General features: G+C 75.1%; 25 protein-coding genes. 18 read left to right on the top strand and 7 right to left on the bottom strand.

Features of this window, described 5'->3' with window-relative positions:
• Positions 1–104 precede the first annotated feature (104 nt).
• The 7 genes from JOE68_RS30585 to JOE68_RS30555 all read left to right on the top strand — a co-directional run bounded on the left by JOE68_RS30585 (position 105) and on the right by JOE68_RS30555 (position 5,544).
• Positions 105–671 carry a DUF3090 domain-containing protein gene (locus JOE68_RS30585; RefSeq protein WP_204845825.1) on the top strand — a complete coding sequence of 189 codons (567 nt, stop codon included), beginning with the start codon at positions 105–107 and terminating at the stop codon, positions 669–671.
• A gap of 7 nt (positions 672–678) precedes the next feature.
• Entirely contained in the window at positions 679–1,473 is a 795-nt protein-coding gene (locus JOE68_RS30580; protein ID WP_204845824.1) for an SCO1664 family protein, read from the top strand.
• 19 nt (positions 1,474–1,492) lie between these two features.
• Entirely contained in the window at positions 1,493–1,969 is a 477-nt protein-coding gene (locus JOE68_RS30575; RefSeq protein ID WP_204845823.1) for a GNAT family N-acetyltransferase, read from the top strand.
• A gap of 62 nt (positions 1,970–2,031) precedes the next feature.
• The gene (locus tag JOE68_RS30570) at positions 2,032–2,841 is read left to right on the top strand and encodes a DUF3097 domain-containing protein (protein ID WP_204845822.1); all 810 of its coding nucleotides are present in this window, start codon (positions 2,032–2,034) and stop codon (positions 2,839–2,841) included.
• 40 nt (positions 2,842–2,881) lie between these two features.
• The gene (locus JOE68_RS30565) at positions 2,882–3,307 is read left to right on the top strand and encodes an NfeD family protein (protein WP_307820010.1); all 426 of its coding nucleotides are present in this window, start codon (positions 2,882–2,884) and stop codon (positions 3,305–3,307) included.
• 18 nt (positions 3,308–3,325) lie between these two features.
• A complete protein-coding gene (locus JOE68_RS30560; RefSeq protein ID WP_307820009.1) occupies positions 3,326–4,564 on the top strand; it encodes an SPFH domain-containing protein in 1,239 nt (412 codons plus the stop codon).
• A 227-nt stretch (positions 4,565–4,791) separates the two neighbouring features.
• Positions 4,792–5,544 carry a hypothetical protein gene (locus tag JOE68_RS30555; protein WP_204845820.1) on the top strand — a complete coding sequence of 251 codons (753 nt, stop codon included), beginning with the start codon at positions 4,792–4,794 and terminating at the stop codon, positions 5,542–5,544.
• 13 nt (positions 5,545–5,557) lie between these two features.
• Here the strand turns inward: JOE68_RS30555 and JOE68_RS30550 are convergent, their stop codons facing one another.
• Entirely contained in the window at positions 5,558–6,928 is a 1,371-nt protein-coding gene (locus tag JOE68_RS30550; protein WP_204845819.1) for an amidase family protein, read from the bottom strand.
• A gap of 190 nt (positions 6,929–7,118) precedes the next feature.
• On the opposite strand from JOE68_RS30550, the gene JOE68_RS30545 reads away from it, so the two are divergent.
• A complete protein-coding gene (locus tag JOE68_RS30545; RefSeq protein WP_204845818.1) occupies positions 7,119–7,994 on the top strand; it encodes a pentapeptide repeat-containing protein in 876 nt (291 codons plus the stop codon).
• Between the two features lie 47 nt (positions 7,995–8,041).
• Here JOE68_RS30545 and JOE68_RS30540 read toward each other — a convergent pair whose 3' ends face one another.
• The gene (locus JOE68_RS30540) at positions 8,042–8,548 is read right to left on the bottom strand and encodes a CGNR zinc finger domain-containing protein (RefSeq protein ID WP_204845817.1); all 507 of its coding nucleotides are present in this window, start codon (positions 8,546–8,548) and stop codon (positions 8,042–8,044) included.
• Positions 8,549–8,574: 26 nt separating this feature from the next.
• On the opposite strand from JOE68_RS30540, the gene JOE68_RS30535 reads away from it, so the two are divergent.
• The 3 genes from JOE68_RS30535 (at position 8,575) to JOE68_RS30525 (ending at position 10,301) form a co-directional block, all read left to right on the top strand.
• Entirely contained in the window at positions 8,575–8,754 is a 180-nt protein-coding gene (locus JOE68_RS30535) for a hypothetical protein (RefSeq protein WP_204845816.1), read from the top strand.
• Positions 8,751–9,365 (top strand): TetR/AcrR family transcriptional regulator, encoded by a 615-nt coding sequence (locus tag JOE68_RS30530; protein ID WP_204845815.1) that lies wholly within the window; start codon positions 8,751–8,753, stop codon positions 9,363–9,365. The genes JOE68_RS30535 and JOE68_RS30530 overlap by 4 nt, the downstream gene beginning before the upstream one ends.
• Before the next feature lie 219 nt (positions 9,366–9,584).
• Positions 9,585–10,301 (top strand): SDR family oxidoreductase, encoded by a 717-nt coding sequence (locus JOE68_RS30525; protein WP_204845814.1) that lies wholly within the window; start codon positions 9,585–9,587, stop codon positions 10,299–10,301.
• Positions 10,302–10,413: 112 nt separating this feature from the next.
• Here the strand turns inward: JOE68_RS30525 and map are convergent, their stop codons facing one another.
• On the bottom strand, positions 10,414–11,184 hold the full coding sequence (gene map / locus JOE68_RS30520) for a type I methionyl aminopeptidase (protein ID WP_204845813.1): 771 nt from the start codon (positions 11,182–11,184) through the stop codon (positions 10,414–10,416).
• Positions 11,185–11,229: 45 nt separating this feature from the next.
• On the opposite strand from map, the gene JOE68_RS30515 reads away from it, so the two are divergent.
• Together JOE68_RS30515 and JOE68_RS30510 are read left to right on the top strand one after the other, a co-directional pair.
• Positions 11,230–11,514: a helix-turn-helix transcriptional regulator gene (locus JOE68_RS30515; RefSeq protein ID WP_204845812.1), complete on the top strand. Its 285-nt coding sequence runs from the start codon at positions 11,230–11,232 to the stop codon at positions 11,512–11,514.
• A gap of 3 nt (positions 11,515–11,517) precedes the next feature.
• The gene (locus JOE68_RS30510; protein WP_307820005.1) at positions 11,518–12,177 is read left to right on the top strand and encodes a class I SAM-dependent methyltransferase; all 660 of its coding nucleotides are present in this window, start codon (positions 11,518–11,520) and stop codon (positions 12,175–12,177) included.
• A gap of 10 nt (positions 12,178–12,187) precedes the next feature.
• Here JOE68_RS30510 and pip read toward each other — a convergent pair whose 3' ends face one another.
• Complete coding sequence (gene pip, locus JOE68_RS30505) at positions 12,188–13,135, bottom strand: prolyl aminopeptidase (RefSeq protein WP_275585005.1); 948 nt, start codon at positions 13,133–13,135, stop codon at positions 12,188–12,190.
• A 56-nt stretch (positions 13,136–13,191) separates the two neighbouring features.
• Between pip and JOE68_RS30500 the strand changes: the two genes are divergently transcribed.
• The 5 genes from JOE68_RS30500 (at position 13,192) to JOE68_RS32060 (ending at position 20,960) form a co-directional block, all read left to right on the top strand.
• Positions 13,192–13,725 (top strand): MarR family winged helix-turn-helix transcriptional regulator, encoded by a 534-nt coding sequence (locus JOE68_RS30500; protein ID WP_307820002.1) that lies wholly within the window; start codon positions 13,192–13,194, stop codon positions 13,723–13,725.
• 46 nt (positions 13,726–13,771) lie between these two features.
• Entirely contained in the window at positions 13,772–14,992 is a 1,221-nt protein-coding gene (locus tag JOE68_RS30495; RefSeq protein WP_204845811.1) for an epoxide hydrolase family protein, read from the top strand.
• 563 nt (positions 14,993–15,555) lie between these two features.
• Positions 15,556–16,548: a tyrosine-type recombinase/integrase gene (locus JOE68_RS30490; protein WP_204845810.1), complete on the top strand. Its 993-nt coding sequence runs from the start codon at positions 15,556–15,558 to the stop codon at positions 16,546–16,548.
• 94 nt (positions 16,549–16,642) lie between these two features.
• A complete protein-coding gene (gene ku, locus JOE68_RS30485) occupies positions 16,643–17,473 on the top strand; it encodes a non-homologous end joining protein Ku (RefSeq protein ID WP_204845809.1) in 831 nt (276 codons plus the stop codon).
• A gap of 490 nt (positions 17,474–17,963) precedes the next feature.
• Positions 17,964–20,960, top strand: a complete 2,997-nt coding sequence (locus tag JOE68_RS32060; RefSeq protein ID WP_275585004.1) for an AfsR/SARP family transcriptional regulator — start codon at positions 17,964–17,966, stop codon at positions 20,958–20,960.
• 109 nt (positions 20,961–21,069) lie between these two features.
• Here JOE68_RS32060 and JOE68_RS30475 read toward each other — a convergent pair whose 3' ends face one another.
• The 3 genes from JOE68_RS30475 to JOE68_RS30465 form a co-directional block, all read right to left on the bottom strand.
• Entirely contained in the window at positions 21,070–21,519 is a 450-nt protein-coding gene (locus tag JOE68_RS30475) for a GNAT family N-acetyltransferase (protein ID WP_204845807.1), read from the bottom strand.
• Positions 21,520–21,611: 92 nt separating this feature from the next.
• Positions 21,612–22,235: a VOC family protein gene (locus JOE68_RS30470; protein WP_204845806.1), complete on the bottom strand. Its 624-nt coding sequence runs from the start codon at positions 22,233–22,235 to the stop codon at positions 21,612–21,614.
• 79 nt (positions 22,236–22,314) lie between these two features.
• Complete coding sequence (locus JOE68_RS30465; RefSeq protein WP_307820001.1) at positions 22,315–24,345, bottom strand: putative bifunctional diguanylate cyclase/phosphodiesterase; 2,031 nt, start codon at positions 24,343–24,345, stop codon at positions 22,315–22,317.
• Positions 24,346–24,391 lie beyond the last annotated feature (46 nt).

Here is a 24,391-nt window from a genome sequence, read left to right as displayed (position 1 = left end):
CGGCAGGCCCGGGGCCCCCGTCGAGGCCGGCGCCCTCCACAGATGACGGAAAACCGGGGGGAGGGCTGCCGATCTTGGCGGGGTGGCCTAGGGTCGACGGTGTCATGGCACGCGTCATCCACGTATTCCGCCAGCCCGACCGGTTCGTCGCCGGCACCGTCGGGCAACCCGGCGAGCGCACGTTCTACCTCCAAGCCTCCGAGGAGGCGCGGCTGGTGAGCGTGGCGCTGGAGAAGCAGCAGGTCGCCGTCCTCGCCGAGCGCATCGGCTCGCTGCTGGAGGAGGTGCACCGGCGATTCGGGGCGGAAGTCCCCGAGGAGGTGCCCGACGACCTGCGCGACACCGAGCCGCTGGAAGTGCCGGTGGAGGAGGAGTTCAAGGTCGGCACGATGGGGCTGGGCTGGGACGCGGAGTCCCGCGCGGTGGTCGTCGAGCTGCTGGCGATCACCGAGGAGGAGGTCGACGAGGCCGTGGTCCTCGACGACACCGAGGAGGGCCCCGACGCGGTGCGGGTGTTCCTGAGCCCGGCGGAGGCGCGGGCGTTCGCCGAGCGCGCCGACCGGGTGGTGCGGGCCGGCCGCAGGCCGTGCCCGCTGTGCTCGGAGCCGCTGGACCCGGAGGGGCACGTCTGCCCGCGGCAGAACGGCTACCGGCGCTCGGACGAGGGCTGACCCGGGGGTGGGACCCGGCGACGAGGGCGTGCTGGACTTACTGCGGCGCGGTCGCATCGAGGTCGAGGGCCGGCTGGTCGACGCGTCCAACGCGACGCTGCTGTGCGGGATCGGCCTGGACGGGGTGACCGCGCAGTGCGTGTACAAGCCGGTGCGCGGCGAGCGCCCGCTGTGGGACTTCCCCGACGGCACGCTGGCCGGCCGCGAGGTGGCCGCCTACCTGGTGTCGGAGGCGGCCGGGTTCGGGCTGGTGCCGCCGACGGTGCTGCGGCCGGGCCCGTTCGGGCCGGGCATGGTGCAGCTGTGGGTGGACACCCGCGAGGACGACGACCTGGTCGACGTCGTGCCGGCGGACGGGGTCCCGGAGGGCTGGCGCACGGTGCTGCGGGCGCACGACCGCCGCGGCGAGCCGGCGGTGCTGGCGCACGCCGACCACCCGCGGGTGCGGCTGATGGCGGCGTTCGACGCGGTGGTCAACAACGCCGACCGCAAGGGCGGTCACGTGCTGCACGCCGCCGACGGCGCGGTGTACGGGGTGGACCACGGGATCTGCCTGCACGCGGAGGACAAGCTGCGCACGGTGCTGTGGGGCTGGCTGGGCGAGCGGCTGCCCGAGGAGGCGGTGGAGGCGCTGCGGCGGGTGCGCGCGCAGGTCGACGGCGGGCTGGGCGAGCGGCTGCACGGGCACCTGACGCGCGCGGAGGTGCGCGCCCTGGCGGAGCGGGCGGACAAGCTGCTGGCGGCCGGTGTGCACCCCGAACCCTCGAACGAGTGGCCGGCAATCCCGTGGCCGGCGTTCTGACGGTGGTCTAATCGGCCGCGTGAGCCCTGTCCGACTCCGCGAGGTGACCGCGGCCGACGTCCTGGTGTTCTTCGAGCACCAGCTCGACCCGCAGGCCGCGCGCATGGCCGCGTTCGGCCCGGCCGACCCGACCGACCGGGCGGCGCACCTGGTGCGCTGGGCCCGGATCCTGGCCGACGACGGGGTGGCGGCCCGCACGGTGGAGTTCGAGGGCCGGGTGGTGGGGCACGTGCTGCGGTTGCGGCAGTTCGGGGAGCCGGAGGTGTCGTACTGGATCGACCGGCCGTTCTGGGGCCTGGGGCTGGCCACGGCGGCGCTGCAGACCTACCTGGAGCTGGACCCGCTGCGCCCGCTGTACGCGCGGGCGGCGGTGGACAACGTGGGCTCGCTGCGGGTGCTGGCCAAGTGCGGGTTCGTGGCGGTGGGCGAGGACGTGGGCTTCGCCGAGGGCCGCGGCGAGCAGGTGGAGGAGTTCATCCTGCGGTTGGACTCGTGAGCCGCGGCCGCCCCCGGCGTGCCTGCGGGTCATCCGACCGGGCGAGCGGTTAGCGTCCGGTCGTGCGATCACAGGACTACGGCCGGGACGTGTTGTCGGGGCGCGCGCGGCGCGCGGCGCCGGAGGTGGCGGCGGAGCCGGGGCTGGTGGCCGAGGACCCGGTGTCGGGTTTCTGCGGCGCGGTGGTGCGGTGGGAGTCGGGGCGGGTGGTGCTGGAGGACCGGCACGGCCGGCAGCGGCTGTTCCCGCTGCGCCCGGCGGGGTTCCTGGTGGAGGGCAGGCCGGTGACGCTGGTGCGCCCGGCGGCCCCGGCGCGCGGTCCGGAGCGCTCGGCGTCGGGTTCGGTGCGGGTGCGGGGGCTGCGGGCGCGCACGGCCCGCGACAGCCGGATCTGGGTGGAGGGCCGCCACGACGCCGAGCTGGTGGAGCGGGTGTGGGGCCACGACCTGCGGGTGGAGGGCGTGGTGGTGGAGCCGCTGGACGGGGTGGACGAGCTGGCCGACCGCGTCGCCGGGTTCGGCACCGGGCCGGGTCGCCGGCTGGGGGTGCTGGTGGACCACCTGGTGCCGGGCAGCAAGGAGTCGCGGCTGGTGGAGGCGGTGCGCGACGAGCACGTCCTGGTCACCGGCCACCCGTACGTGGACATCTGGCAGGCGGTGCGGCCGGCGTCGGTGGGCATCGCGGCGTGGCCGGTGGTGCCGCGCGGGACGCCGTGGAAGGAAGGGGTGTGCGCGGCGCTGGGCTGGGGCGAGCCGCCCGAGGGGTGGCGGCGGGTGCTGGCCGGCGTGGCCGGGTTCCGGGACCTGGAGACGCCGCTGATCGGGGCGGTGGAGCGGCTGATCGACTTCGTCACCGGGGCCGAGCTGCCCTGAACGGGACCCGCCGGGTCCGCATCGGTGCGAGGATGGGCGCGTGGCCGCGGTGATCTGGTTGATCCTCGGTGTCGTCCTGGTGGCGGCCGAGGTGCTGTCCGGCGATTTCGTGCTGGTCATGCTGGGGTTGGCGGCGCTGGGCGCGGCCGGGGCGTCGGCCCTGGGCGCGGACGCGGTGCTGGGCGCGGCGGTGTTCGCGGTGCTGTCGTTGGGGCTGGTGGTGGGCGCGCGGCCGGCGTTGAAGCGGCGGCTGGGCGCCGGGCTGGAGCACCGGTCGGGCGTGGACGCGCTGCCGGGCGCGACGGCGGTCGTGGTGTCCACGGTCGACGGCCGCGGCGGGCGGGTGCGCATCGGCGGCGAGGTGTGGTCGGCGCGGTCGGTGGACCAGCGGGTCATCGAGCCGGGCGAGGAAGTGACAGTCGTGGAGATCTCGGGCGCGACCGCCGTGGTGCTGTCCGGGTCCTGATGGTGTGAAGGGACGTGAGTGGTGACCACCACGCTGATCGTCGTCGCGGTGCTGGTGCTGTTCGTGCTGATCGTCACGGTCAAGTCGGTGCTGGTGATCCCGCAGGCGACGGCCGCGGTGATCGAGCGGCTGGGCCGCTACCGCACGACCGCGGCGCCGGGGCTGAACATCCTGGTGCCGTTCTTCGACCGGGTGCGGGCGCGGATAGACCTGCGCGAGCAGGTGGTGTCGTTCCCGCCGCAGCCGGTGATCACCCAGGACAACCTGACGGTGTCGATCGACACGGTGGTGTACTTCCAGGTCACCGACCCGCGCGCGGCGGTCTACGAGATCTCCAACTACATCGTGGGCGTGGAGCAGCTGGCGACCACGACGCTGCGCAACCTGGTGGGCGGGATGAGCCTGGAGGAGACGCTGACCTCCCGCGACCAGATCAACAGCCAGTTGCGGGGCGTGCTGGACGAGGCGACCGGCCGGTGGGGCATCCGGGTGGCGCGGGTGGAGCTCAAGGCGATCGACCCGCCGCCGTCGATCCAGGACTCGATGGAGAAGCAGATGCGCGCCGACCGGGAGAAGCGCGCGATGATCCTCAACGCCGAGGGCCAGCGGGAGTCGGCGATCAAGACCGCCGAGGGCCAGAAGCAGGGGCAGATCCTGGCGGCGGAGGGCGCGAAGCAGGCGGCGATCCTGGCGGCGGAGGCGGAGCGGCAGTCGCGGATCCTGCGGGCGCAGGGCGAGCGGGCGGCCCGCTACCTGCAGGCCCAGGGCCAGGCCAAGGCGATCGAGAAGGTGTTCGCGGCGATCAAGGCGGGCAAGCCGACGCCGGAGGTGCTGGCCTACCAGTACCTGCAGACGCTGCCGCAGATGGCGCAGGGCGACGCGAACAAGGTGTGGCTGGTGCCCTCGGACTACGGCAAGGCGCTGGAGGGGTTCGCGCGGATGCTGGGCGCGCCGGGCGAGGACGGGGTGTTCCGGTACGAGCCGCCGGCCGACGAGCCGCGCACCTCCACGCCGGAGGAGGACGACGCGTCGGTGGCGGACTGGTTCGACACCGCGCCCGACCCGGCGGTGGCCGAGGCGGTGCGGGCGGCCGAGGCGGTGGCCCGCAAGGAGGTGCCCGGTCCGCTGGACACGCCGCGGCCGTCGCTGGCGGAGTCGGCGGGCCGCGCGCAGCTGACCGGCGCGGCGCCCGCGCCGGGGGGCGTGGCCGACACCGGTGACGCCACCGGGCAGGCGCCGCGCCCGGCGGAGGGGTAGCGGTCGGGTTCTCGTGGGCGAGGGGCGGTCGACCGGATCCGGGTCGGCCGCCCCTCGCCGCGTCCGGGCCCCGGTGTTCGCGCCGGGCCCGGGGCGGGTCCGGGGCGGGGTTCGGGCCGGGTCGGTGGTCGCCGGGGTGGAGCATCGCGGGCGCGGTGGGGTTGCGGTTGGATGTGCCGGTGCATCCGCTACCCGTTCGAGTGAAATTCTGGCTGAATCGCTGTGACGTGCCGTGGGCGCGGCGGTGGGACGGGCTGACCTCGGCGGTGGCGGAGCTGTCGGCGCTGGTGTCGGCCGGCCCGGCGCGGCAGGTGGCCGAGGAGGTCGTGGAGCTGCTGGTGGCGGCGGTGGGCGTGCAGCCGCGGCGGCGGGCGGCCCTGGCGGAGTTGGTGGAGCGGGTGCTGGACCTGCACGCGGTGGCGTGCGCCGGCGACCCGCCGCCGCCGGCGCGGTTGGCGGACTGGCTGCTGCACGTGCAGACCGGGTTCGCCGAGCCGCCGGAGGTGCGGCTGGCCCCGTACGCGGCGGCGCTGGGCGAGCTGGGCCTGGCCCGCTACCGGCAGGAGGCGGTGGCGCGGTTCTCGCGGCTGCCGGTGGTCGGGTTCGGGCGGACCGGCCGCTACGACCGGGAGCGGTGGGCGCTGCTGCGGGTGATGGAGGAGCTGGCCGAGCACACCGGCGACCTGGACCTGCAGGTGCTGGTGCTGACCCGGGACCTGTCGTCGGGGTGGCACTACCTGCAGGTGGCCACGGTGCTGCGGGACGCCGGGCGCACGGTGGAGGCGTTGAGGTGGGTGGGTCGGGGGTTGCGGGCGACCGGTGGCCGGGGCGCGGCGGGGCGGCTGGTGGACTTGGCGGTGGACGAGTGCCTGCGGCTGGGGTGGTCGGCCGGCCGGGTGCGGTCGCGGTTGTCGCCGGGCTCGACGCCGCAGGACGGGGTGCCGGAGCTGGTGGGGCGCCTGGCCGACCGCGGTCTGTGACCCGGGGGCGCCCCTAGCGCAGCGGTGGGCGGCGCTCGGCCCAGGGGCGGGCGCGTTCGAGCTGGCCGGCGGCGGCCAGGACGGTGTCGTCGCGGTGGGAGCCGCCGACCAGCTGCACGGCCAGGGGCAGGCCGTCGCGGGTGTGGCCGGCGGGGACGGCGGCGGCGGGGTTGCCGGTGATGTTCCACACCGGCAGGAAGGTGGTCAGGCGGGCGGCGGCCAGCAGGGTGGGCACGGCGCCCCGGCCGCGCCACTGGCCCACGCGCAGCGGCGGGCGGGTGAGCACGGGGGTCAGCAGCAGGTCGTGCTCGCCGAAGAGGCGGTCGACGCGTTCGGTGAGGGCTTCGGCGTGGGCCAGGGCGGCGCGCACGGCGTTGCGGGGCAGGGCGCGGCCCAGGGCGGCGACGCGGCGGGTGAGCCGGTCGAGCCGGTCGGGGTGCTCCAGCGGCGCGGCGGTGGTGGCGGCGCTGTGCAGGTAGCGGGCGGCGAACGCGGCGGGCCCGGTGAGGTCGTGCAGGTCGGTGTCGGTGCGGGTGACGTCGTGGCCGAGGTCGGCGAGCAGGCCGGCGGTGTCGAGCACGGCGTCGCGCACCTCGCCGGCCACGGCGATGCCGGGCCCCCAGGTGCGCAGGGACACCGCGACGCGCAGCCGCGGCGGGTCGGTGGCGGCGGCGGCGCCGTGCCGGTGGTCGGCGGTCAGGACGTCGAGCAGCAGGGCGGCGTCGCGGACGTGGCGGGTGAGCGGCCCGGCGACGACCAGGCCGGTCCAGGCGGGGTGGTCGAGCGGGACGTGGCCGCGGTGGGGCTTGAGGCCCACCAGGCCGGTGCAGGCGGCGGGGATGCGCACCGAGCCGGCGCCGTCGGTGCCCAGCGCCGCGCCGACCAGGCCCGCCGCGACGGCGGCGGCGGACCCGCCGCTGGACCCGCCGGCGGTGTGCCGCGGCGACCACGGGTTGCGGGTGGGGCCGGCCCAGGTGCTCTCGGTGTGGGGCCACAGCCCCAGTTCGGGCATCCGGGTGCGGCCCAGGACGATCGCGCCGGCCTCGCGCAGCAGGCGCACGGCGGGCGCGTCGGCGTCGGCGGGCCGGTCGGTGGCGGCGGTGCCGTTGGTGGTGGGCAGGCCGCGCAGGGCGAGGTCCTCCTTGACCGCGATCGGCACGCCGAGCAGGGGCGCGTGCTCGCCGCGGCGCAGCCGCTCGTCGGCCCGGTCGGCTTCGCGCAGCGCCCGCTCGGCGAACACCAGCCGGAACGCGTTGAGCTGCCGGTCGTGCCGGTCGACGCGGCGCAGGCACTCGGCGACCAGGTCGCGGGCGCTCAGCTCGCCCGCGCGCAGCAGTTCGGCTTGCCGGGCGGCGCCGGCGAAGCACGCGTCGGTCAGGTCCATGGGCGCACCCTAGAACACGCCCGGCCGGGTGTGGCCGGCTCGCGCGGCGGCGGTGGCGCGGTCCCCGGCCTCGGCGCAGGGGGAGCGGCGGCCCGTGATGCTCCACGTGGCGGCGGGCGGCGGCGTCCGTTGGGAAGCGGTGGGGGCGACCGCGCCTGCGGGGCGCCCGGGGCAGGGCATGATCGGTGTCATGCCGACGTGGGTGATGTGGCTGGCGGTGGCGCTGGTGGTGGTCGCGGTGGCGGTGCGCCACCACCGGAGGTCCCGGGCGGAGACGCTGCTGGACGAGCACGCCCGCCGCCGCACCGGTGGCGGGGCGCCGTCGCCGGTGTCGGTGTGGCGGGAGGCGAACCGGAGGTTCCGCGCCGGTGAGCGGGAGGGGTTGCTGCTGCTGGCGCGCATCGGCCGGGACTCGCCGCGGCGGCGCCAGGACGTGGTGGACACGTGGCTGGCGGCGTTGCGGGGCGGGGTGAGCCGGGGGCTGGACACGCCGTGGCGCACCGCGGTGCAGCGGGAGCTGGTGTCGCACCTGCGGCCGGGTGAGCAGTTCTGGCCGGGGATGGACGTGCGCGCGGCCGGCGCGATCCTGGTGGACTTCGACCTGTCGGGGTGCCGGGTGGGCCGGGCGGACTTCACCGGGGCGGTGTTCGTGGGCGACGCGCGGTTCGCGGCGGTGACGGTGACCGGCGAGGCGGTGTTCGACGGGGCCCGGTTCCTGCGGCACGCGGTGTTCACCGACGCCCTGTTCGCGCGGTCGCTGTCGGCGGAGCTGGCGGTGTTCACCGGGAACCTGGTGCTGTCGGGGGCGCAGGTGGCGGAGGAGGTCTCGGCGCGGGGGGCGAAGGTGTCGGGGCGGGCGGACCTGCGGCGGGCGGAGTTCGGCGGCCCGGCGCGGTTCGAGGGGGTGTTCTTCGGTGGGCGGGCGCTGTTCGGCGAGGTGGTGTTCCACCGGGACGCGGTGTTCTCCGGGTCGTGGTTCCGGGGGTGGACCGACGTGGGGTCGGCGCTGATCGGCGAGGCGGCGGAGTTCGACGGGGTGCGCTTCGGCCGCCGGGTGCTGCGCTGAGGGTGCTGCGCTGAGGGTGCTGCGCCGGGGCCGTGGCCGGCCCGGGTTCAGCGCGCCCGGTGGCGGGCGACCTGGACGCGGTTGGCGCAGCGGGTGGTGCAGTAGCGGCGGCGGCCGTTGCGGGAGGTGTCGACGTAGACGGTGGCGCAGCCGGGGCGGGCGCAGCGGCCGAGGCGGTCGGGGGCCTCGCACACGACGTGGGCCAGGCCCGCGGCGGTGAAGGCGCGCACGCGGTCGGGGGTGGGCGCGGCGGTGGGGGCGAAGTGCAGGTGGGGCGGCCGGTCGTCGTGGGTGGAGATGTAGGGCCTGGCGGCGGTCTCGGCGAGCAGGGCGTTGAGGTGCGCCACGCGGTCGGTTTCGCCGGCGAAGACCGGTTCGAGGCGGCGCGCCCAGGCGGTCAGGTCGCGGGCCTGGCCGGCGGACAGGGCGCCCAGGGGTTTGTAGCCGTGCTCGCGCAGCAGGTCCAGCAGGTCCTCGGCGGTGCCGCGCGGGTCTGCGTTGACCAGGGCGGCGGCGAGCTGGGCGGCGGCGCCCCCGTAAGGGTTGAAATGCACTGAACCATGACACCACGCTGGGTGGCGTGACGATCGGGTGCCCTTCCTGCGGTTGGCCTTCCTCCGAGCACGCCTACCCGGCCTCCCGGCACGGCCGGGTCTGCTACGTGCGGTGCGTGTGCGGGCTGTGGCTGGTGCTGGAGGGGGACCGGGTGGTGGCGACGGCGGGCGGCGGACCGGCGTCGGATAGGGTCCCCTCCCCGTGACCACCCGCCGTGAGCTGCTGTGCGACACCGTCATCTCCGTGCTGGCCGCCGAGGGCGGCCGGGGGCTGACGCACCGCGCGGTGGACCGGGCGGCGGGGGTGCCGCAGGGCACGACGAAGAACTACTTCCCGACGCGAGAGGCGCTGCTGCAGGCGGCGGCGGGCCGGATGGCGCAGTCGCACGCCGAGGCGGTGGCGCGGTTGTCGGCGACGACGCCGCAGGACATCTCGCCGGAGCAGGTCGCGCAGCTGTACCCGGCGCTGCTGCGCCGGGCGGTGGCCGAGGACCCGACGCAGCTGCTGGCGATGGTGGAGCTGTACCTGGAGGCGGTGCGGCGCCCGGCGCTGCGCGAGGCGCTGGGGCGGGTGGTGGTGTCCAACGCCGAGGCGGGCGCGCGGCTGCACCGGGCGGCGGGGCTGCCCTCGTCGGCGCGCGACGCGGGCCTGCTGGACGCCTGCTTCCTGGGGGTGGCGGTGTCGCTGCTGGCGCTGCCGGCCGACGCGGTGCGCGAGGTGGGCCTGGACGACCCGCACGCGGTGGGGCTGGGCCTGTTCCGCGCGGCGGTGCCGACCGGGCGGTGGGAGGACGACGGCCGCGTCCAGGCCGGGTGAGCCGGTCGCCGGGGTCGGCGGTCCGGGCCGGCGGCGGGCCGATCGGGGCGAGACCGGGGTGTGGCGCCTGTCGTGTCCGCGCGAGCAGCGGGGGCTGCCGCCGCGGCGGGGCTTTTTCCGGGTGTCGGTGTCCGGGCGCGGCGGGCGGGACGTAGGTTGCGGCGTGTGGCGATCACGGGAGCGGCGCCGGGTGGCGCCGGGCGGGACGGGGGTGGCGGCGTGGCCGGACAGCTGACCGTGGTGACCGGCGGCAGCCGGGGCATCGGCGCGGCGACGGTGCGCGCGCTGGCGGCGCGCGGGCACCGGGTGGTGATCGGCTACCGGGCCGCGGAGCGGGAGGCCCGGGAGCTGGCCGAGGAGGTCGGGGGCCTGGCGGTGCGGGCGGAGGTCTCCGCAGAGGCCGACGTGGACGGGCTGTTCGCGGCGGCGGCCGGGCTGGGGCAGGTCACCGGGGTGGTGATCAACGCCGGGATCACCAGCCCGGTCGGCCCGCTGGCCGACACGCGGGTGCCGGACCTGCGGCGGGTGGTGGAGGTCAACGTGCTGGGCGCGCTGCTGTGCGCGCGGCGGGCGGCGCGCGAGCTGGTCGAGGGCGGGGCGATCGTGTCGGTGTCCTCGGCGGCGGCGACGCTGGGCGCGCCGGGGGAGTACGTGCACTACGCGGCGAGCAAGGCCGCGGTGGACGCGATGACCGTCGGGCTGGCCAAGGAGCTGGGGCCGCGCGGCATCCGGGTCAACGCGGTGGCGGCGGGCACCGTGCACACGGCCATCCACGAGCTGTCCGGCGTGCCCGACCGGCCGCAGCGGGTGGCCCCGCGCATCCCGCTGGGGCGGGCGGGGCAGCCGGAGGAGATCGCCGCGGCGATCGCGTGGCTGCTCGGCGACGAGGCGTCGTTCACCACCGGGGCCGTGCTGCGGGTGGCGGGCGGGCAGTAGTCCGGGCCGGGGGAGCGGCGGCCCCCGCGCCCGGTCCGCCACCCCGCCGCCGCCGTCCGGGCGGGCCCGCCCGGACGGCGGCGGGGTGGCGCGCCGCCCCCGGGGCGGCCCGCTACCGGGGCGCGGTGAGGACCAGGGGCCCGTCCTCGGTGATGGCCACGGAGTGCTCGACGTGGGCGGCCCGGCTGCCGTCGACGGTGTGCAGGGCCCACCCGTCGTCGGCCTCGCGGTAGGCGTCGCGGCCCCCGGCGTGGAACATCGGCTCGATCGCCAGCGCCATGCCCGCCCGCAGGGTCAGGCCGCGGCCGGGGCGGCCCTCGTTGGGCACGCCGGGGGCCTCGTGCATGGCGCGGCCGATGCCGTGGCCGCCGAAGTCGGCGGGGATGCCGTACCCGGCGGCCCGCCCGACGCGCCCGACGGCCGCGGAGACATCGCCCATCCGGTTGCCCGGCACGGCCGCGGCGATGCCCGCGGCCAGGGCGCGCTCGGCGGTGCGGACCAGGGCGTCGTCGGCCGGGTCGGCGCGGCCGACGACGAAGCTGACCGCCGCGTCGCCGTGCCAGCCGTCCAGGTGCGCGCCGCAGTCGATGCTGACCAGGTCGCCCTCGCGCAGCCGGTAGGCCGACGGGATGCCGTGCACGATCACGTCGTTGACCGAGGCGCAGATGTGGCCGGGGAACGGGGTGGGGGCGAAGGACGGGCGGTAGTGCAGGAACGACGAGCCCGCCCCGGCGGCGCGGATGACCGCGGCGGCGACCTCGTCCAGCTCCAGCAGCGACACCCCGACCCGCGCCCGGTCGCGGACCGCGGCCAGCGCGTCGGCCACGACCAGGCCCGCCGCGCGCATGGCGGCCAGCTCACCGGGGGATTTCAACTCGATCACCACAGACTCCAACCGTGATAGTTATACCGGTATTACTATCACAGCATGGTGCGACAACCCCTCACCCCCTCCGACCACGCCCGCGGCGAGCGCCTCGGCGAAGCCCTGCGCCTGGCCCGCGGCGAGCGCAGCATGACCCAGGTCGCCACCGCCGCCGGCATCTCGGTGGAAACGCTGCGCAAGATCGAGCGCGGGCGCATCCCCACGCCCGCGTTCTTCACCGTCGCCGCCCTCGCCGCCGCCGTCGGCCTCTCCCTCGACGCCCTGTGCCGCGACCTGGCCCACCCCGACGGCGACACCGCGCCCGACCACCGCGCGGGCGCGGCCTGACCGGTGGCGCACCGCCCCGAGCAGCCCGACCCGGGACGACCCGACCCGCAGCGCGACTTCGTCCACCGGCACACCACGCCCCAACCCGTGCCGCTCGTGCCGGAGGTCGTGCTGCGCACCGCCACCGACATCACCGCCCTGTGGCAGGCCACCGGCCACGCCGAACCGCCGTTCTGGGCCTTCCCCTGGGCGGGCGGCCAAGCCCTGGCCCGCCACCTGCTCGACCACCCCGGCGCCACCGCCGGCCGCCGCGTCCTGGACCTGGCCACCGGCTCCGGCCTGGTCGCCATCGCCGCCGCCAGGACCGGCGCCCGCCACGTCACCGCCAACGACGTCGACCCCCTCGCCGCGGCCGCCGCCGACCTCAACGCCCGCGCCAACGACGTCACCGTGCGCACCCACGTCGCCGACCTGCTCGACACCGACCCCGACACCGACGTCGTCCTGGCCGGCGACGTGTTCTACGACCGCGACATGACCGCCCGCGTCCTGCCCTTCCTGCGCCGGGCCCACGCCCGCGGCGCCCTGGTGCTCGTCGGCGACCCCCAACGCGCCCACCTGCCCCGCACCGGCCTGCGCCTGCTCGCCACCCACCACGTGCCCGTGCCCAGGGACCTGGAAGGCGTCGACACCCGCACCACCCGCGTCTGGCGCCTGACCTGAGCCCCGGGCCCTACACCGCCGGGCGGAACCGGTCGGTCGCCGCCCGCACCGCCTCGGCCATCCCCGGGTCCTGCGCGCTGTGCGAGGCGCCCTGCACCACCCACAGCTCCGCGTCCGGCCACGCCCGGTCCAACTCCCACGCCGTGGCCAACGGGCCCTGCAGGTCCAACCGGCCGTGCACCAGCACCGCCGGGATGCCGTGCAACCGCCCCACCTCCCGCAGCACCTGCCCGTCGGCCAACCACGCCCGGTGCCGGAAGTAGTGCGCCGTGATCCGCGCGAACGCCTGCCGCCACCGCGGGTCCGACTCCCGCGGCCCCGGCCGGTGGTCCGGGTCCAGGGTCACGATCGCGCTCTCCCAGGCGCACCAGTCCCGCGCCGCCTTCTCCCGCACCGCCGGGTCCGGGTCGTTGAGCAGCGCGTCGTAGGCCGCCACCAGGTCCACCGCGCCCTCCGGCGCACCCTGCCGGAACCGGTGCCACTGCTCGGGGAAGAACCGCCCCAACCCGTGGTAGAGCCACTCGATCTCCTCGAACCGGCCCGACGTCACCGCCACCATCACGATCTCCGTCACCCGGTGCGGGAACAGCTGCGCGTAGTGCAACCCCAGCGTGCACCCCCACGACCCGCCGAACACCATCCACCGCTCGACGCCCAGGTGCTCGCGCAGCGACTCGATGTCGCGCACCAGGTGCGCCGTCGTGTTCACCGACAGGTCGGTGTCGAAATCCGCCGCGTGCGGCAGGCTGCGCCCCGACCCCCGCTGGTCGAACAGCACGATCCGGTAGACCTCCGGGTCGAACTGCCGGTGCATCCGGGGCGAGCACCCCGTCCCCGGACCACCGTGCAGGCACACCACCGGCTTGCCCTCCGGGTTGCCGAACACCTCCCAGTACACGAGGTTGCCCTCGCCCACGTCCAGCATCCCGTGCTCGAACGGCGCGCTCTCCGGGTACAGCACCACGACCCCTCTCGACAGCAGACCAGAAACAACAGTGCTGTTACATTAGGGGAGTGGACGACGACACCACCACCGACTTCCTCGGCACCCGCCTGCGCCACCTGATCGACCAACTCGAAACCGACGTGGCCCGCGTCTACGCCGACCTCGGCCTGCCCGGCTTCCGCCCCCGCTACGCCCCCGTCATCCGCCTGGTCCACACCCGCGGACCCCAATCCATCCGCGACCTCGCCACCACCATCGGCGTCACCCACTCCGCCCTGAGCCAGACCGCCAACCAGATGCGGCGCGACGGCCTGGTCGAACTCCACCCCGGCGCCGACGCCCGCCAACGCGTCGTCCACCTCACCGAACGCACCAAGACCCTGCTGCCCACCGTCAACGCCGAATGGGACGCCACCGCCGCCGCCGCCCGCGAACTCGACGCCGAACTACCCCACCCCCTCGGCCACCTCGTCGAGCAGGCCCTGCACGCCCTCGCCCGACGCCCCCTGCGCGACCGCATCCACCACCACCTCCGCACCCCGGACCAGGGGAGCGCCCACGACCAGGGGAGCACCCCGAGCCAGGGGAACGACCCGGGCTAGGGGAGCGGCCCGGACCGGAGCCGCCCACCTGCGATCATCGAAACCCATGCGCACCCCCCGACCCACCCCGATCCACGTGCCCGACCACGTCCTGGACGACCTGCGCGCCCGCCTCGCCCGCACCCGCCCACCACTGGACGAGGCCAACGAAGACTGGTCCTACGGCGTCCCCGCCACCTACCTGCACGAACTGCTCACCTACTGGCACGACACCTACGACTGGCGCACAGCCGAAGCCACCATCAACACCTACGAGCACTACCAAGCCGACGTCACCGGCACCCCCGTGCACTTCATGCGCAAACCCGGCCGCGGCCCCCGCCCCATCCCGCTGATCCTCACCCACGGCTGGCCGTGGACCTTCTGGCACTGGTCCAAGGTCATCGACCCGCTCGCCGACCCCGCCGCGCACGGCGGCGACCCCGCCGACGCCTTCGACGTCATCGTCCCCTCCCTGCCCGGCTTCGGCTTCCCCGGCCCGCTCACCGGCTCCCCGGACCTCAACTTCTGGAAGGTCGCCGACCTCTGGCACACCCTGATGACCCGCACCCTGGGACACCACCGCTACGCCGCCGGGGGCTGCGACATCGGCGCCCTCGTCTCCAGCCAACTCGGCCACAAGCACCCCGACCAGCTGTACGGCATCCACATCGGCTCCGGACTGCCCCTGGACTTCTTCACCGGCCCCCGCGCCTGGGACTTCGCCCGCAACCGACCCCTCACCGACGACCAACCCGCCCACATCCGCGCCCGCGTCATCGAACAGGACCACCGCTGGGCCTCCCACCTCGCCGCGCACGTCCTCGACGGCGCCACCCTGGCCCACGGCCTCAGCGACTCGCCCGCCGGACTGCTCGCCTGGCTGCTGCGGCGCTGGACCGCCTGGAGCGACAACGGCGGCGACGTCGAAACCGTCTTCACCAAGGACGACCTGCTCACCCACGCCACCATCTACTGGGCGAACAACTCCATCGCCACCTCCATGCGCTACTACGCCAACGCCAACCGCCACCCCTGGACCCCGTCCCACGACCGCACCCCGGTCGTGCAGGCCCCGGTCGGCCTCACCTTCGTCACCTACGAGAACCCACCCGGCATCCACACCGCCCAAGAGCGGATCCGGGCGTTCGAGACCGGCCCGCAGGCCGACTGGTTCAACCACGTCAACGTCAACGCCCACGAGCACGGCGGCCACTTCATCCCGTGGGAGAACCCCGACGCCTGGGTGGACGACCTGCGCCGCACCTTCCGCGGCCGCCGGCCCTGAACGACCGCGCGCCGTCGCGGCGCTCGTCGGCCCGCAGGGTCGAGGGGAGTGCCTCGCGCGACGGTGCGCCGGGCGCGCCGAGGTCCCGCGACGCTTTACTTAACATAATGTCGATTATCGGCGTTGCAGGTAGGCGGGGTGAGCAGCCCTTGGATACGTCACGTGACGTATCCAAGGGGGTGTGACGGGGCACGGCGCGGACGCCGTCCGGGCGACCCGCCGGCGACGATCCGGGCGTCAGGCCGTTCCAGGACGCCCGGATCCGACGCCGTCCGTTCACGGCGACTCGCGCGCCCGAGCGGTGACCGGCCGGGAGTCGGCGGGTGGTGAAGGGCGCGCGAGTCGCCGGGGCGGAGTCCGCAGCGGCGATCGGCGGTGTTCGACGGCCGACATCCCCCGTGAGGACGTCCGGGCGCACCCCGAGGCCCGGGTCCCCTTCCACGGCCACATCTGATGGATAATCGGCATTATCCATCAGATGTTGAATTGCTCCGGCGGCCGGGACGGCACGGGCCGCGGCGGCGCCGACCCGGCCGGGCCGGGCGCCCCGGGTTGTCGGTGGCGTGCGGTATGAAGATCCAATGCGAGTTCTCGCCGCTCAGGAGTCGTTCTTCCTCGCCCGCCGGCCCCGCAAGGACTCCCCCCACACCACGGCCGCCTACCGGCGTGACCTGGCCGGTGTCACGGCGCTGCTGGCCGAGGTGTGCTCCACTCCCCCGGACGAGCTGCTGATCGGGCACCTGACGGCGGGGAACCTGCGGGTGGCGTTCGGGGTGTTCGCCGATTCGCACGCGAAGAGCTCGGTGTTGCGGGCGTGGTCGACGTGGAACCAGTTCCTGACGTTCTGCGTGGCCGAGGACCTGGTGCCGGGCAATCCGATGGGTGCGGTGGCGCGGCCGAAGACGCCTCCGCTGGTGCCCAAGCCGTTGCGGGGTGAGGACACGCCGGAGCGGTTGTTGGCGGCGGCGGCCGGTGGTGCGCGCAAGGCCCGTGATCCGTGGCCGGAGCGCGATGTGCTGGTGATCGCGTTGGGGTTGGTGGCGGGGTTGCGGTCGGCGGAGATGCGGACGTTGACGTTGGCGTCGGTGGCGGGTCGGCCGGGTGAGCGGCGGTTGCACGTGGCGGGCAAGGGCAATCGGGACCGGTCGGTGCCGATCGAGCCGGCGATGGACCGGATCGTCGAGCAGTACCTGGTGTCGTGCCGGGCGAGGTTCCCGCGGGCGCGGTTCGACCGGGGTTCGGCGTTGTTGCGGGATCGGCACGGTGAGCCGATCGGGCGGGGTGGGTTGGAGTACCTGGTGCGGTCGTGCTTCCGGTGGGCGGGTGTGCACGACCGGGTGCCGTCGGGGGCGAACCTGCACGCGTTGCGGCACACGTTCGCGACGCGGTTGGCGGAGGACGGGGCGTCGGCGTCGGAGATCATGGCGTTGTTGGGTCATGCGTCGTTGTCGACGTCGCAGAACTACATCGAGGCGACGGCTCGGGAGCGGCGGGCGGCGGTGGCGGGGAATCGGACGTACGCGTCGTTGGCGCGGTTGCCGGAGCGGGAGGGGTGAGGGTGCTGCTGCCCCGGTGGGCGCTTGTCCCCCGGGTGTGGTTCTTTCGGGTGAGGCGGTGGGGGTTTTCGCTGGTGGCGGGTATCCGCGTGGGATGAAGGCGGTGTGGCGCGGGGCGATTTCCTTCGGGTTGGTCGTGATCGGTGTGCGGTTGTACGCGGCTGCCGAGGAGCACGATTTCCGGTTCCACCAGGTGCACCGGGAGGACGGTGGGCGGATCCGGCACCGGCGGGTGTGCGAGGTGTGCGGTGCGGAGGTGGCCTTCGCGGAGGTCGCCAAGGGGTACGAGTTGGACGATGGCCGGGTCGTGGTGGTGGACGACTCGGATCTGGAGCGGTTGCCGGTCGGCACGGGTCACGCGATCGAGGTGTTGGAGTTCGTGCCGGCGGCGGAGGTGGATCCGATCTGCTTGCAGCGGTCGTACTACCTGGAGCCGGATCGGGGGGCGTTGCGGCCGTACGTGCTGTTGCGGGCGGCGTTGGAGCGGTCGGGGTTGTCGGCGGTGGTGAAGATCGCGATCCGGCAGCGGGAGTCGTTGGCGGTGGTGCGGGTCCGGGGGGACCTGTTGGTGTTGCAGACGATGTTGTGGCCGGATGAGGTGCGCAGGCCGGAGTTCGACTTCCTGGGTGTGGGGGTGGAGTTGCGCCCGCAGGAGTTGCGGGTGGCGTTGTCGTTGGTGGAGAGCATGGCGGGCTCGTTCGACCCGGGTGGGTTCGTCGACGAGTACACCGAGGCGATGCGGGGGTTGGTGGAGGCGAAGGCGGCGGGTGCGCGGTTGCCGGACGGGCCCGGGGTGGTGGATCCGGGTGAGGTGGTGGATCTGGTGACGGCGTTGGAGCGCAGTGTGGAGCGGGTGCGTTCGGGCGGGCGGGGTTCGGGTGGGCGGGGTTCGGGGGGTGGGGCGCCGCCGGGGTGGTCTGTCTGAGCGGCTGGTCACCACTGGTCGTCGAGGGTTGCGAGGTGTTTGCGGAAGGCTCGTGCGTCCTTGGCGGGCAGTGCGTGCGCGATGAGGTGCAGGAGGTGGCGCAGCTCGTCCGGGTCGGGGCAGCACTGCAGGATTGAGCACCCGTGTCGGGGGTCCCACAGTCGGTGCATCGGGTCGTGGACGAATCGTCGTCGTGCCTGTAGCGCTTCGGCGGCGGCTCCGGGCCACAGCCGGGTGCGTTCGAGGCGGACGAGGTGTGCCAGTCCTCGTGGTGAGAGGCCGCCGGGTGTGGGGATCGGTTCGGTGGGGGCGGTGCGGGCGCGGTGGTCCGCGCGGACGCGGGCCGGCGGTCTACGCGCCATTGCCCTTTCGCGTGGTCGGCATGGTGGTCATCCTCGCACGTGGTCCTCGCGCGTGGGCGTGGTGAGGGGGCGGGTTGCTCCGGATGGGCCACGTCGGTTCCGGGGGTGCGGGACAATCCCGCTTCGTGATGTTCGGTGTGCTCGGCCCGATGGTGGTGCGGCGTTCGGATGGGGCCGAGGTCCCGGTGGGTGGGCCGCGGTTGCGGGCGTTGCTGGCGGTGTTGCTGGTGGACGCGGGCCGGGTGGTGGGGGTGGATCGGCTGGTCGAGGCCGTGTACGGGCAGGCGCCGCCGGTGGGGGTGGCGAACGCGGTGCAGTCGCAGGTGTCGCGGTTGCGGTCGTTGTTGGGTGTGGAGGTGGAGCGGTCGGCGGCGGGTTACCGGTTGGTGGTGGGTCGGGAGCAGGTCGACGCGTTGTTGTTCGAGGATTTGTTGGCGCGGGGTTTGCCGGGTGAGGCGTTGGCGCTGTGGCGGGGGCCGGCGTTGCGGGATGTGGGTGACGCGCCGTTCGCGGCGGGGGTGGCGGCTCGGTGGGAGGAGTTGCGGCTGCGGGCGGTGGAGGACCACGAGGGGGTGGTGCCGACGGGGGTGTTGCGGGAGTTGGTGGCGGCGCACCCGTTGCGGGAGCGGCTGGTGGCGCGGTTGGTGCGGGTGCTGCACCGGGAGGGCCGGCAGGCGGAGGCGTTGGGGTTGTTCGACCGGACGCGGCGGGTGTTGGCGCGGGAGTTGGGTGCGGACCCCTCCCCTGTGCTGGCGCAGGCGCACCTGGAGGTGGTGCGGGGTGAGCGGGCGCCGGGGCGGCACGTGCTGCCGGCGCAGTTGACCAGTTTCGTGGGTCGTGCGCCGGAGGTGCGGTCGGTGCGGGCGGCGTTGGGGTCGTCGCGGTTGGTGACGTTGGTGGGTCCGGGTGGGGCGGGCAAGACGCGGTTGGCGGTGGAGGTGGCGTCGCTGGACCCGGGTGATGTGTTCTTCGTGGACTTGGCGCCGTTGGGTGCGGGTGCGGATGTGCCGCAGGCGGTGGTGACGGCGTTGGGGTTGCGGGAGGACGGGCCGCGGGTGGTGTCTTCGCCGGTGCAGCGGTTGGTGGCGGCGTTGGCGGAGCGGTCGGTGCTGGTGGTGTTGGACAACTGCGAGCACGTGGTGGCCGATGCGGCGGTGTTGGCGGGTGTGCTGTTGGCGGCGTGTCCGGGGTTGCGGGTGTTGGCGACGAGTCGGGAGGCGTTGGGGGTCACCGGGGAGGTGGTGCGGCCGGTGCCGCCGTTGGGGGTGGCGGACGTGGGGTCGCCGGCGGTGCGGTTGTTCGCCGATCGGGCGGTGGCGGTGGATCCGTCGTTCGTGCTGGACGGGGTGTCGGGGCCGGTGGTGGTGGAGATCTGCCGGGCGTTGGACGGGATGCCGCTGGCGATCGAGTTGGCGGCGGCGCGGGTGCGGTCGTTGCCGGTGGTGGAGGTGGCGGCGCGGTTGGGTGACCGGTTCCGGTTGTTGTCGCGGGGGTCGCGGGCGGCGGCGCCGCGGCATCGGACGCTGCACGCGGTGGTGGAGTGGAGTTGGGACCTGCTGGAGGAGCAGGAGCGGGTGTTGGCGCGGCGGTTGACGGTGTTCTCCGGTGGGGCGACGTTGGAGTCGGCGGCGGTGGTGTGCGGGGTGGCGGGCACCGATGAGTTGTTGCCGTCGTTGGTGGACAAGTCGTTGGTGGAGGTTTCGGGCGGTCGGTACCGGATGTTGGACACGATCCGGGCGTTTTGCGCTCAGCGGTTGGTGGAGGCCGGTGAGCAGGAGGTGGTGCGGGCGGCGCACGCGCGGTGGGTGCTGGGGTTGGTGGTGGAGGCGTCGCCGCACTTGTTGCGGGCCGAGCAGTTGTCGTGGTTGGAGCGGTTGTCGGCCGAGCACGGGAACGTGAAGGCGGCGGTGCGGTGGGCGGCGGGGGCGGATGTGGGGTTGGCGTTGCGCTTGGCCGCGGAGTCGGGCTGGTACTTCTGGGTGCGGGGGTTGCGCACGGAGGGGTCGGTGTTGGCCGAGGAGGTGGTGCGGGCGGTGGGGCCGGTGGCGCCGCCGGGGTTGGCCGAGGAGCACCTGTTGTGCGTGTTGAGCGCGTCGTCGCGGGGGTCTTCGTCGGGTTCGGGGGTGGTCTCGCCCGGGCGGGCGGCGCCGGAGGGGTTTTCGGGTCCGCCGACGCGGCCGTTCGTGACGATGTTGTGGGGCATGGTGCACGGGGTGCCGGATGTGGCGGCGCCGTCGTTGGCGGCGCGGGGTGATCTGATCGGTCCGGACGCGTGGTCGCAGGCGTTGGCGCGGCTGGGGTTGGGGTTGCAGTACCAGTACGCGGGCCGGTTGGCCGAGGCGCGGGTGGCGCACGAGGAGTCGTTGGCGGGTTTCCGGGCGTTGGGTGAGCGGTGGGGCACGTCGATGTCGTTGACGCGGTTGGCGGCGTTGGCGCGGGTGGAGGGGGATCTGGCGGGGGCGGTGGCGTTCCTGGACGAGGCGTTGGGGTTGTCGGCGGTGTTCGGGGCGACCGAGCACACGGCGAGCATGTTGGCGCAGCGCGCGGAGTGCGAGTGCCGGCGGGGCGGGTTCGACTCGGCGTGGGCGGATCTGGGGCGGGCGGCGGAGTTGGCGCGGTCGCAGGGCGCGGTGGAGACGCTGGCCGAGGTGTGGTGGGGCATGGCGGAGGTGTGCCGGTGCCGGGGTGATCTGGCGGGTGCGCGGTGGTGGTGCGAGGAGGCGCTGCGGGTGTGCCCGGTGGGGTGGTTCGGGCCGGAGGAGGTGCGGGCGGTGGTCCGGGTGTCGTTGGGGTGGGTGGCGTTGGCCGAGGGTGACCGGGCCGCGGCGCGGGAGTTGGTGGGGGTGGCGTTGGGTTCGGCGGTGGAGTGGGGCAACTGGGTGGTGCTGGCGCGGGTGGCCGAGGTGCGGGCGGCGTTGGCGGCGGCGGAGGGTGATGCGGCGTGCGCGGCGTTGTTGCTGGGCGCGGCGGGTGGGTTGCGGGGCACGGGGGTGGTGGTGGAGGCGGAGGTGCTGGACACGCGGCGGGAGGTCGCGGCGGTGTTGGGGGCGCGGGTGTTCGAGGCTGAGGTGGCGCGGGGTGCGGCGTTGGGGCGTGACGGGGTGTTGTCGGTGCTCGGGGGGTGAGCGCCGCGCGGCGGGCGCGGTGCTCGGCGGGTGGGTCCCGGTGGCGGGTGGCCGGGACCGCGGTCGTGGTGGGGTGGGCGGGTCGTTGCTCCGGTCCCGCTGGTGGTGGTCAGGTCAGGCCGGGGTGGCCGAAGCGGGCGATGCGCTGCCCGCCCCGCACCGCAGTGGTGTCCACCAGCCGGAACCCCAGCCCTTCGTACAGGGCGATGGCGGGGGCGTTGTCGGCGCCGGTGGAGACGATCGCCGGGCCGCCCTCGGCCAGCACCTGCTCGACCAGGCGGCGGGCGAAGCCGAGCCGGAAGTGGCTGGGGGCCACGCACAGCCGTTCGATGTCGAGCACGTCGTCGACGCGGGCGAACCCGACGAACGCCACCAGCTGGTTGTCGACGTAGCCGCCGAGCCAGCGCAGCGGCAGGGCGCGCACTTCATCGAGGGTCTCGTGCAGGCCGGGGACGGCGGTCGACCCGATCAGCCCGGCTTCCACCTCGTGGCAGCGGGCGCCGACGTGGTGGACGGCTTCGGCTGTGGCGTCGTCGGTCAGGTCCAGGGGGACGATCATGGGTGTCACCTGCTCGTGGGGAGGGGCGAGGTGCTCCGAAGGTTGCCGTTCGGTGATCGGTTCAACCCCGTCCGGGTGCTCGGCGCGCGCGGTCAGGGGGTGGTGGACCAGGTCCCGCCCCAGCCGGGCGGGTCCTGCAGCACGGCGAACACCGCGCCCGCCGGGTCGGCGATCGAGGCGGCCAGGCCGGTGGGGGTCCGGGTGGGCGGGTCCAGCACCCGGCCGCCGGCCTGCTCGGCCAGGGCCGCGGTCCGCGCGGTGTCGGGCACGGCGAAGTGGCACAGCCACCGCTGCCGGTCGGCCGCGCGCCGCCCGGCCACCGCCCGGCGCCCGGCCGGGTCGTGGGCTGCCGGGGTGTCGTAGACGGTGAACGGCTCGTCGGGGGTGCGGGCGCGCCACCCCAGCTCGCCGGTCCAGTAGGCGTCGTCGGCGGCGCCGGCGAACTCCACCCAGCACGGCTCCCCCGGCCGCGGGCGCGGCGCCCACGGGCCGTGCAGCACCCGCCCGCGGTCCACCGCCGCCCCGTCGCGCAGCCCGTCCCGGCGGGCGCCGGCGAACACCACCAGGAACCCGTCGCCGCCCCGGTGCACGCGCAGCGCCAGGCGGTCGCCCACCCAGCCGCTGAACCCGCCGTCGGGTTCGGCCAGCACAACCCAGCCCAGCAGGTGGGCGTAGAAGTCGGCGATCGGCTCGGGGTCGGCGGTGGTCAGCTCCACGCGGCGCACACCGCGCGCGGGACTGGCGGAAGGACCGGGCACGGTGCGGGTTCCCATCGGCGGGCGGCGGTGGCGGTGATCACGAACGCGCCCCATCCTCCGCACCGGTCAACGGTGAGGACAATGCGCCGTCCGGAGCCATCGGCTCGCCCGAAAGGACGCTTGCCAGGGGTACCGGGCGGCCCAGGTGGAACCCCTGCCCCACCTGCACGCCCAGCCTGGTCAGGGTCTGCACCTGCGCGGGCCGCTCCACCCACTCGGCCACCGCCGAGAGCCCCAGGCCGCGGGCGATCTCCACGATCCCCGACACCAGCACCGCGTCGGTGGAGCGCTCGTCGACGTTGCGCACGAACTCCCCGTCGATCTTGATGCCGGTGATGGGCAGGTGCTTGAGGTGCACGAACGAGCCGAACCCGGAGCCGAAGTCGTCCAGGGTGATGCGGCAGCCGAACGCCCGCAGCTGCACCGCCAGCGACCGCGCCGCGTCCAGGTTGGTCACCGCCGCGGTCTCGGTGATCTCCAGGCACAGCCGGCCCGGCGCCACGCCGGCCCCGGCCACCCGGTCGAGCACGAACCCGGCGAAGTCCTCGTCCTCCAGGGTGCGGCCGGAGACGTTGACGTTGAACCGCAGCGCCGGGTCCGGGTGGCGCACCAGGGCGTCGATCGCCGTGGACAGCACCCACCGGTCGATCTCCAGCACCAGGTCCGAGCGCTCGGCCTCGGGCAGGAACTCCGCCGGGCCCAGCCGGGGCAGCTGGCCGTCCTCCAGCCGCAGCAGCAGCTCGTGCCCCAGCGTGCGCCCCGACGACAGCTCCACCATCGGCATCGCGTGCAGGGCCAGCCCGCCGCCGGCCAGCGCCGCCCGCAGCCGGTCCATCACCGACACCCGCTTGGCGGTGTCGGCGTAGTGGCCCGGCTCGTAGACGGTGACCCGGTTGCGGCCGGCCGCCTTGGACGCGTACAGCGCCAGGTCGGCGTTGGCCAGCACCAGCTCCCAGGTGTCGCCGGCGCCGAACTCCGCCACCCCGGTGCTGACCGTCACCCGCGCCGACGCCGCGACCAGCGGCAGCGCCGCCACCGCGTCGCGCAGCCCGTCGGCCACCCGCGCCGCCTCCGCCGCCGCGCAGCCCGGCAGCACCACCGCGAACTCGTCGCCGCCCAGCCGGCCGATTAGCTGGTCGGGCGCCAGCCGCGAGCGCAGCGCGCCCGCCAGGGCCTTCATCAGCCGGTCGCCCACCGCGTGCCCGCGCAGGTCGTTGACGTCCTTGAAGTTGTCCAGGTCCAGCAGCAGCAGCGACCCCGAGGCGCCCGAGCCCAGCTGCCGCTCCAGCTCGCGGGTCACCGCCCGCCGGTTGGCCAGCCCGGTCAGCGGGTCCTGCTCGGCCAGCGCCAGCAGCTCGTCGTGCACCAGCCGGGCGCGGGTGATGTCGTGGGCGGTGCCGAACGCCCGCAGCGGTGTGCCGTCCTCGGCGCTGACGACCTCGCCGAAGCACTCGAACCACCGCTCGGTGCGCCGGTCGGCCAGCACCATGCGGTGGGTGTAGGAGAACCCCGAGCCCGACCGCATCGCCTGCTCCAGGGTCGCCTGGATCATCGGCAGGTCGTCGGGGTGGATCAGGTCGGTGTAGCCGTCGAAGTCCAGCCGCGTGCCCGGCGGGAACCCGAACATCTCCAGCAGCGCGTCCGACCACTCCACCCGGTCCTCGGGGATGTGCCACTCCCAGGTGCCCATGCGCCCCATCACCTGGGCGCGGCGCAGCGCGTCCGCCTCGTGCGTGGCCTCCAGCTCCCGGTCCCGCCACGCCGTCACGTCCACCACGCGGTAGAGCAGCTCGCCGCGCGGCCCCAGCGACTGGCAGGTCACCTCGAGCCAGCGGTGGCCCCGCCGGTGCGTCGTGGGCGTCAGCAGCGCCAGCCCCGACCGGGGCCGCTCGGGCACCCCGGGCAGCAGCGCGAGCAGCGAACGCCCCGCGACCCGGTCCGCCGCGACACCCAGGACCTCCGCCAGCGCCGGGTTCACCCAGCGCAGCGTGCCCTGCCCATCGGTCACACCGAAACCGACATCGGCCCGGTCGAGCACCTCCCGGTGCAACGCGCCGTTGTCGTCCACGCGCCCTCCTCGCCCACCCGCGCGCAATGATGGTGGAGTCCGCGCA

The organism is Saccharothrix algeriensis, from assembly GCF_016907655.1.
Lineage (GTDB): Bacteria > Actinomycetota > Actinomycetes > Mycobacteriales > Pseudonocardiaceae > Actinosynnema > Actinosynnema algeriense.
This window is presented reverse-complemented; position numbering and strand designations above follow the sequence as displayed.

Excerpts from the sequence above, each read along its gene's own strand:
- JOE68_RS32060 (WP_275585004.1), top strand. The coding sequence starts at position 17,964 with ATGTTCGGTGTGCTCGGCCCGATGGTGGTGCGGCGTTCGGATGGGGCC.
- JOE68_RS30515 (WP_204845812.1), top strand. The coding sequence starts at position 11,230 with ATGGTGCGACAACCCCTCACCCCCTCCGACCACGCCCGCGGCGAGCGC.
- ku (WP_204845809.1), top strand. The coding sequence starts at position 16,643 with ATGAAGGCGGTGTGGCGCGGGGCGATTTCCTTCGGGTTGGTCGTGATC.
- JOE68_RS30495 (WP_204845811.1), top strand. The coding sequence starts at position 13,772 with ATGCGCACCCCCCGACCCACCCCGATCCACGTGCCCGACCACGTCCTG.
- JOE68_RS30475 (WP_204845807.1), bottom strand. The coding sequence starts at position 21,519 with ATGATCGTCCCCCTGGACCTGACCGACGACGCCACAGCCGAAGCCGTC.
- JOE68_RS30585 (WP_204845825.1), top strand. The coding sequence starts at position 105 with ATGGCACGCGTCATCCACGTATTCCGCCAGCCCGACCGGTTCGTCGCC.
- JOE68_RS30550 (WP_204845819.1), bottom strand. The coding sequence starts at position 6,928 with ATGGACCTGACCGACGCGTGCTTCGCCGGCGCCGCCCGGCAAGCCGAA.
- JOE68_RS30545 (WP_204845818.1), top strand. The coding sequence starts at position 7,119 with ATGCCGACGTGGGTGATGTGGCTGGCGGTGGCGCTGGTGGTGGTCGCG.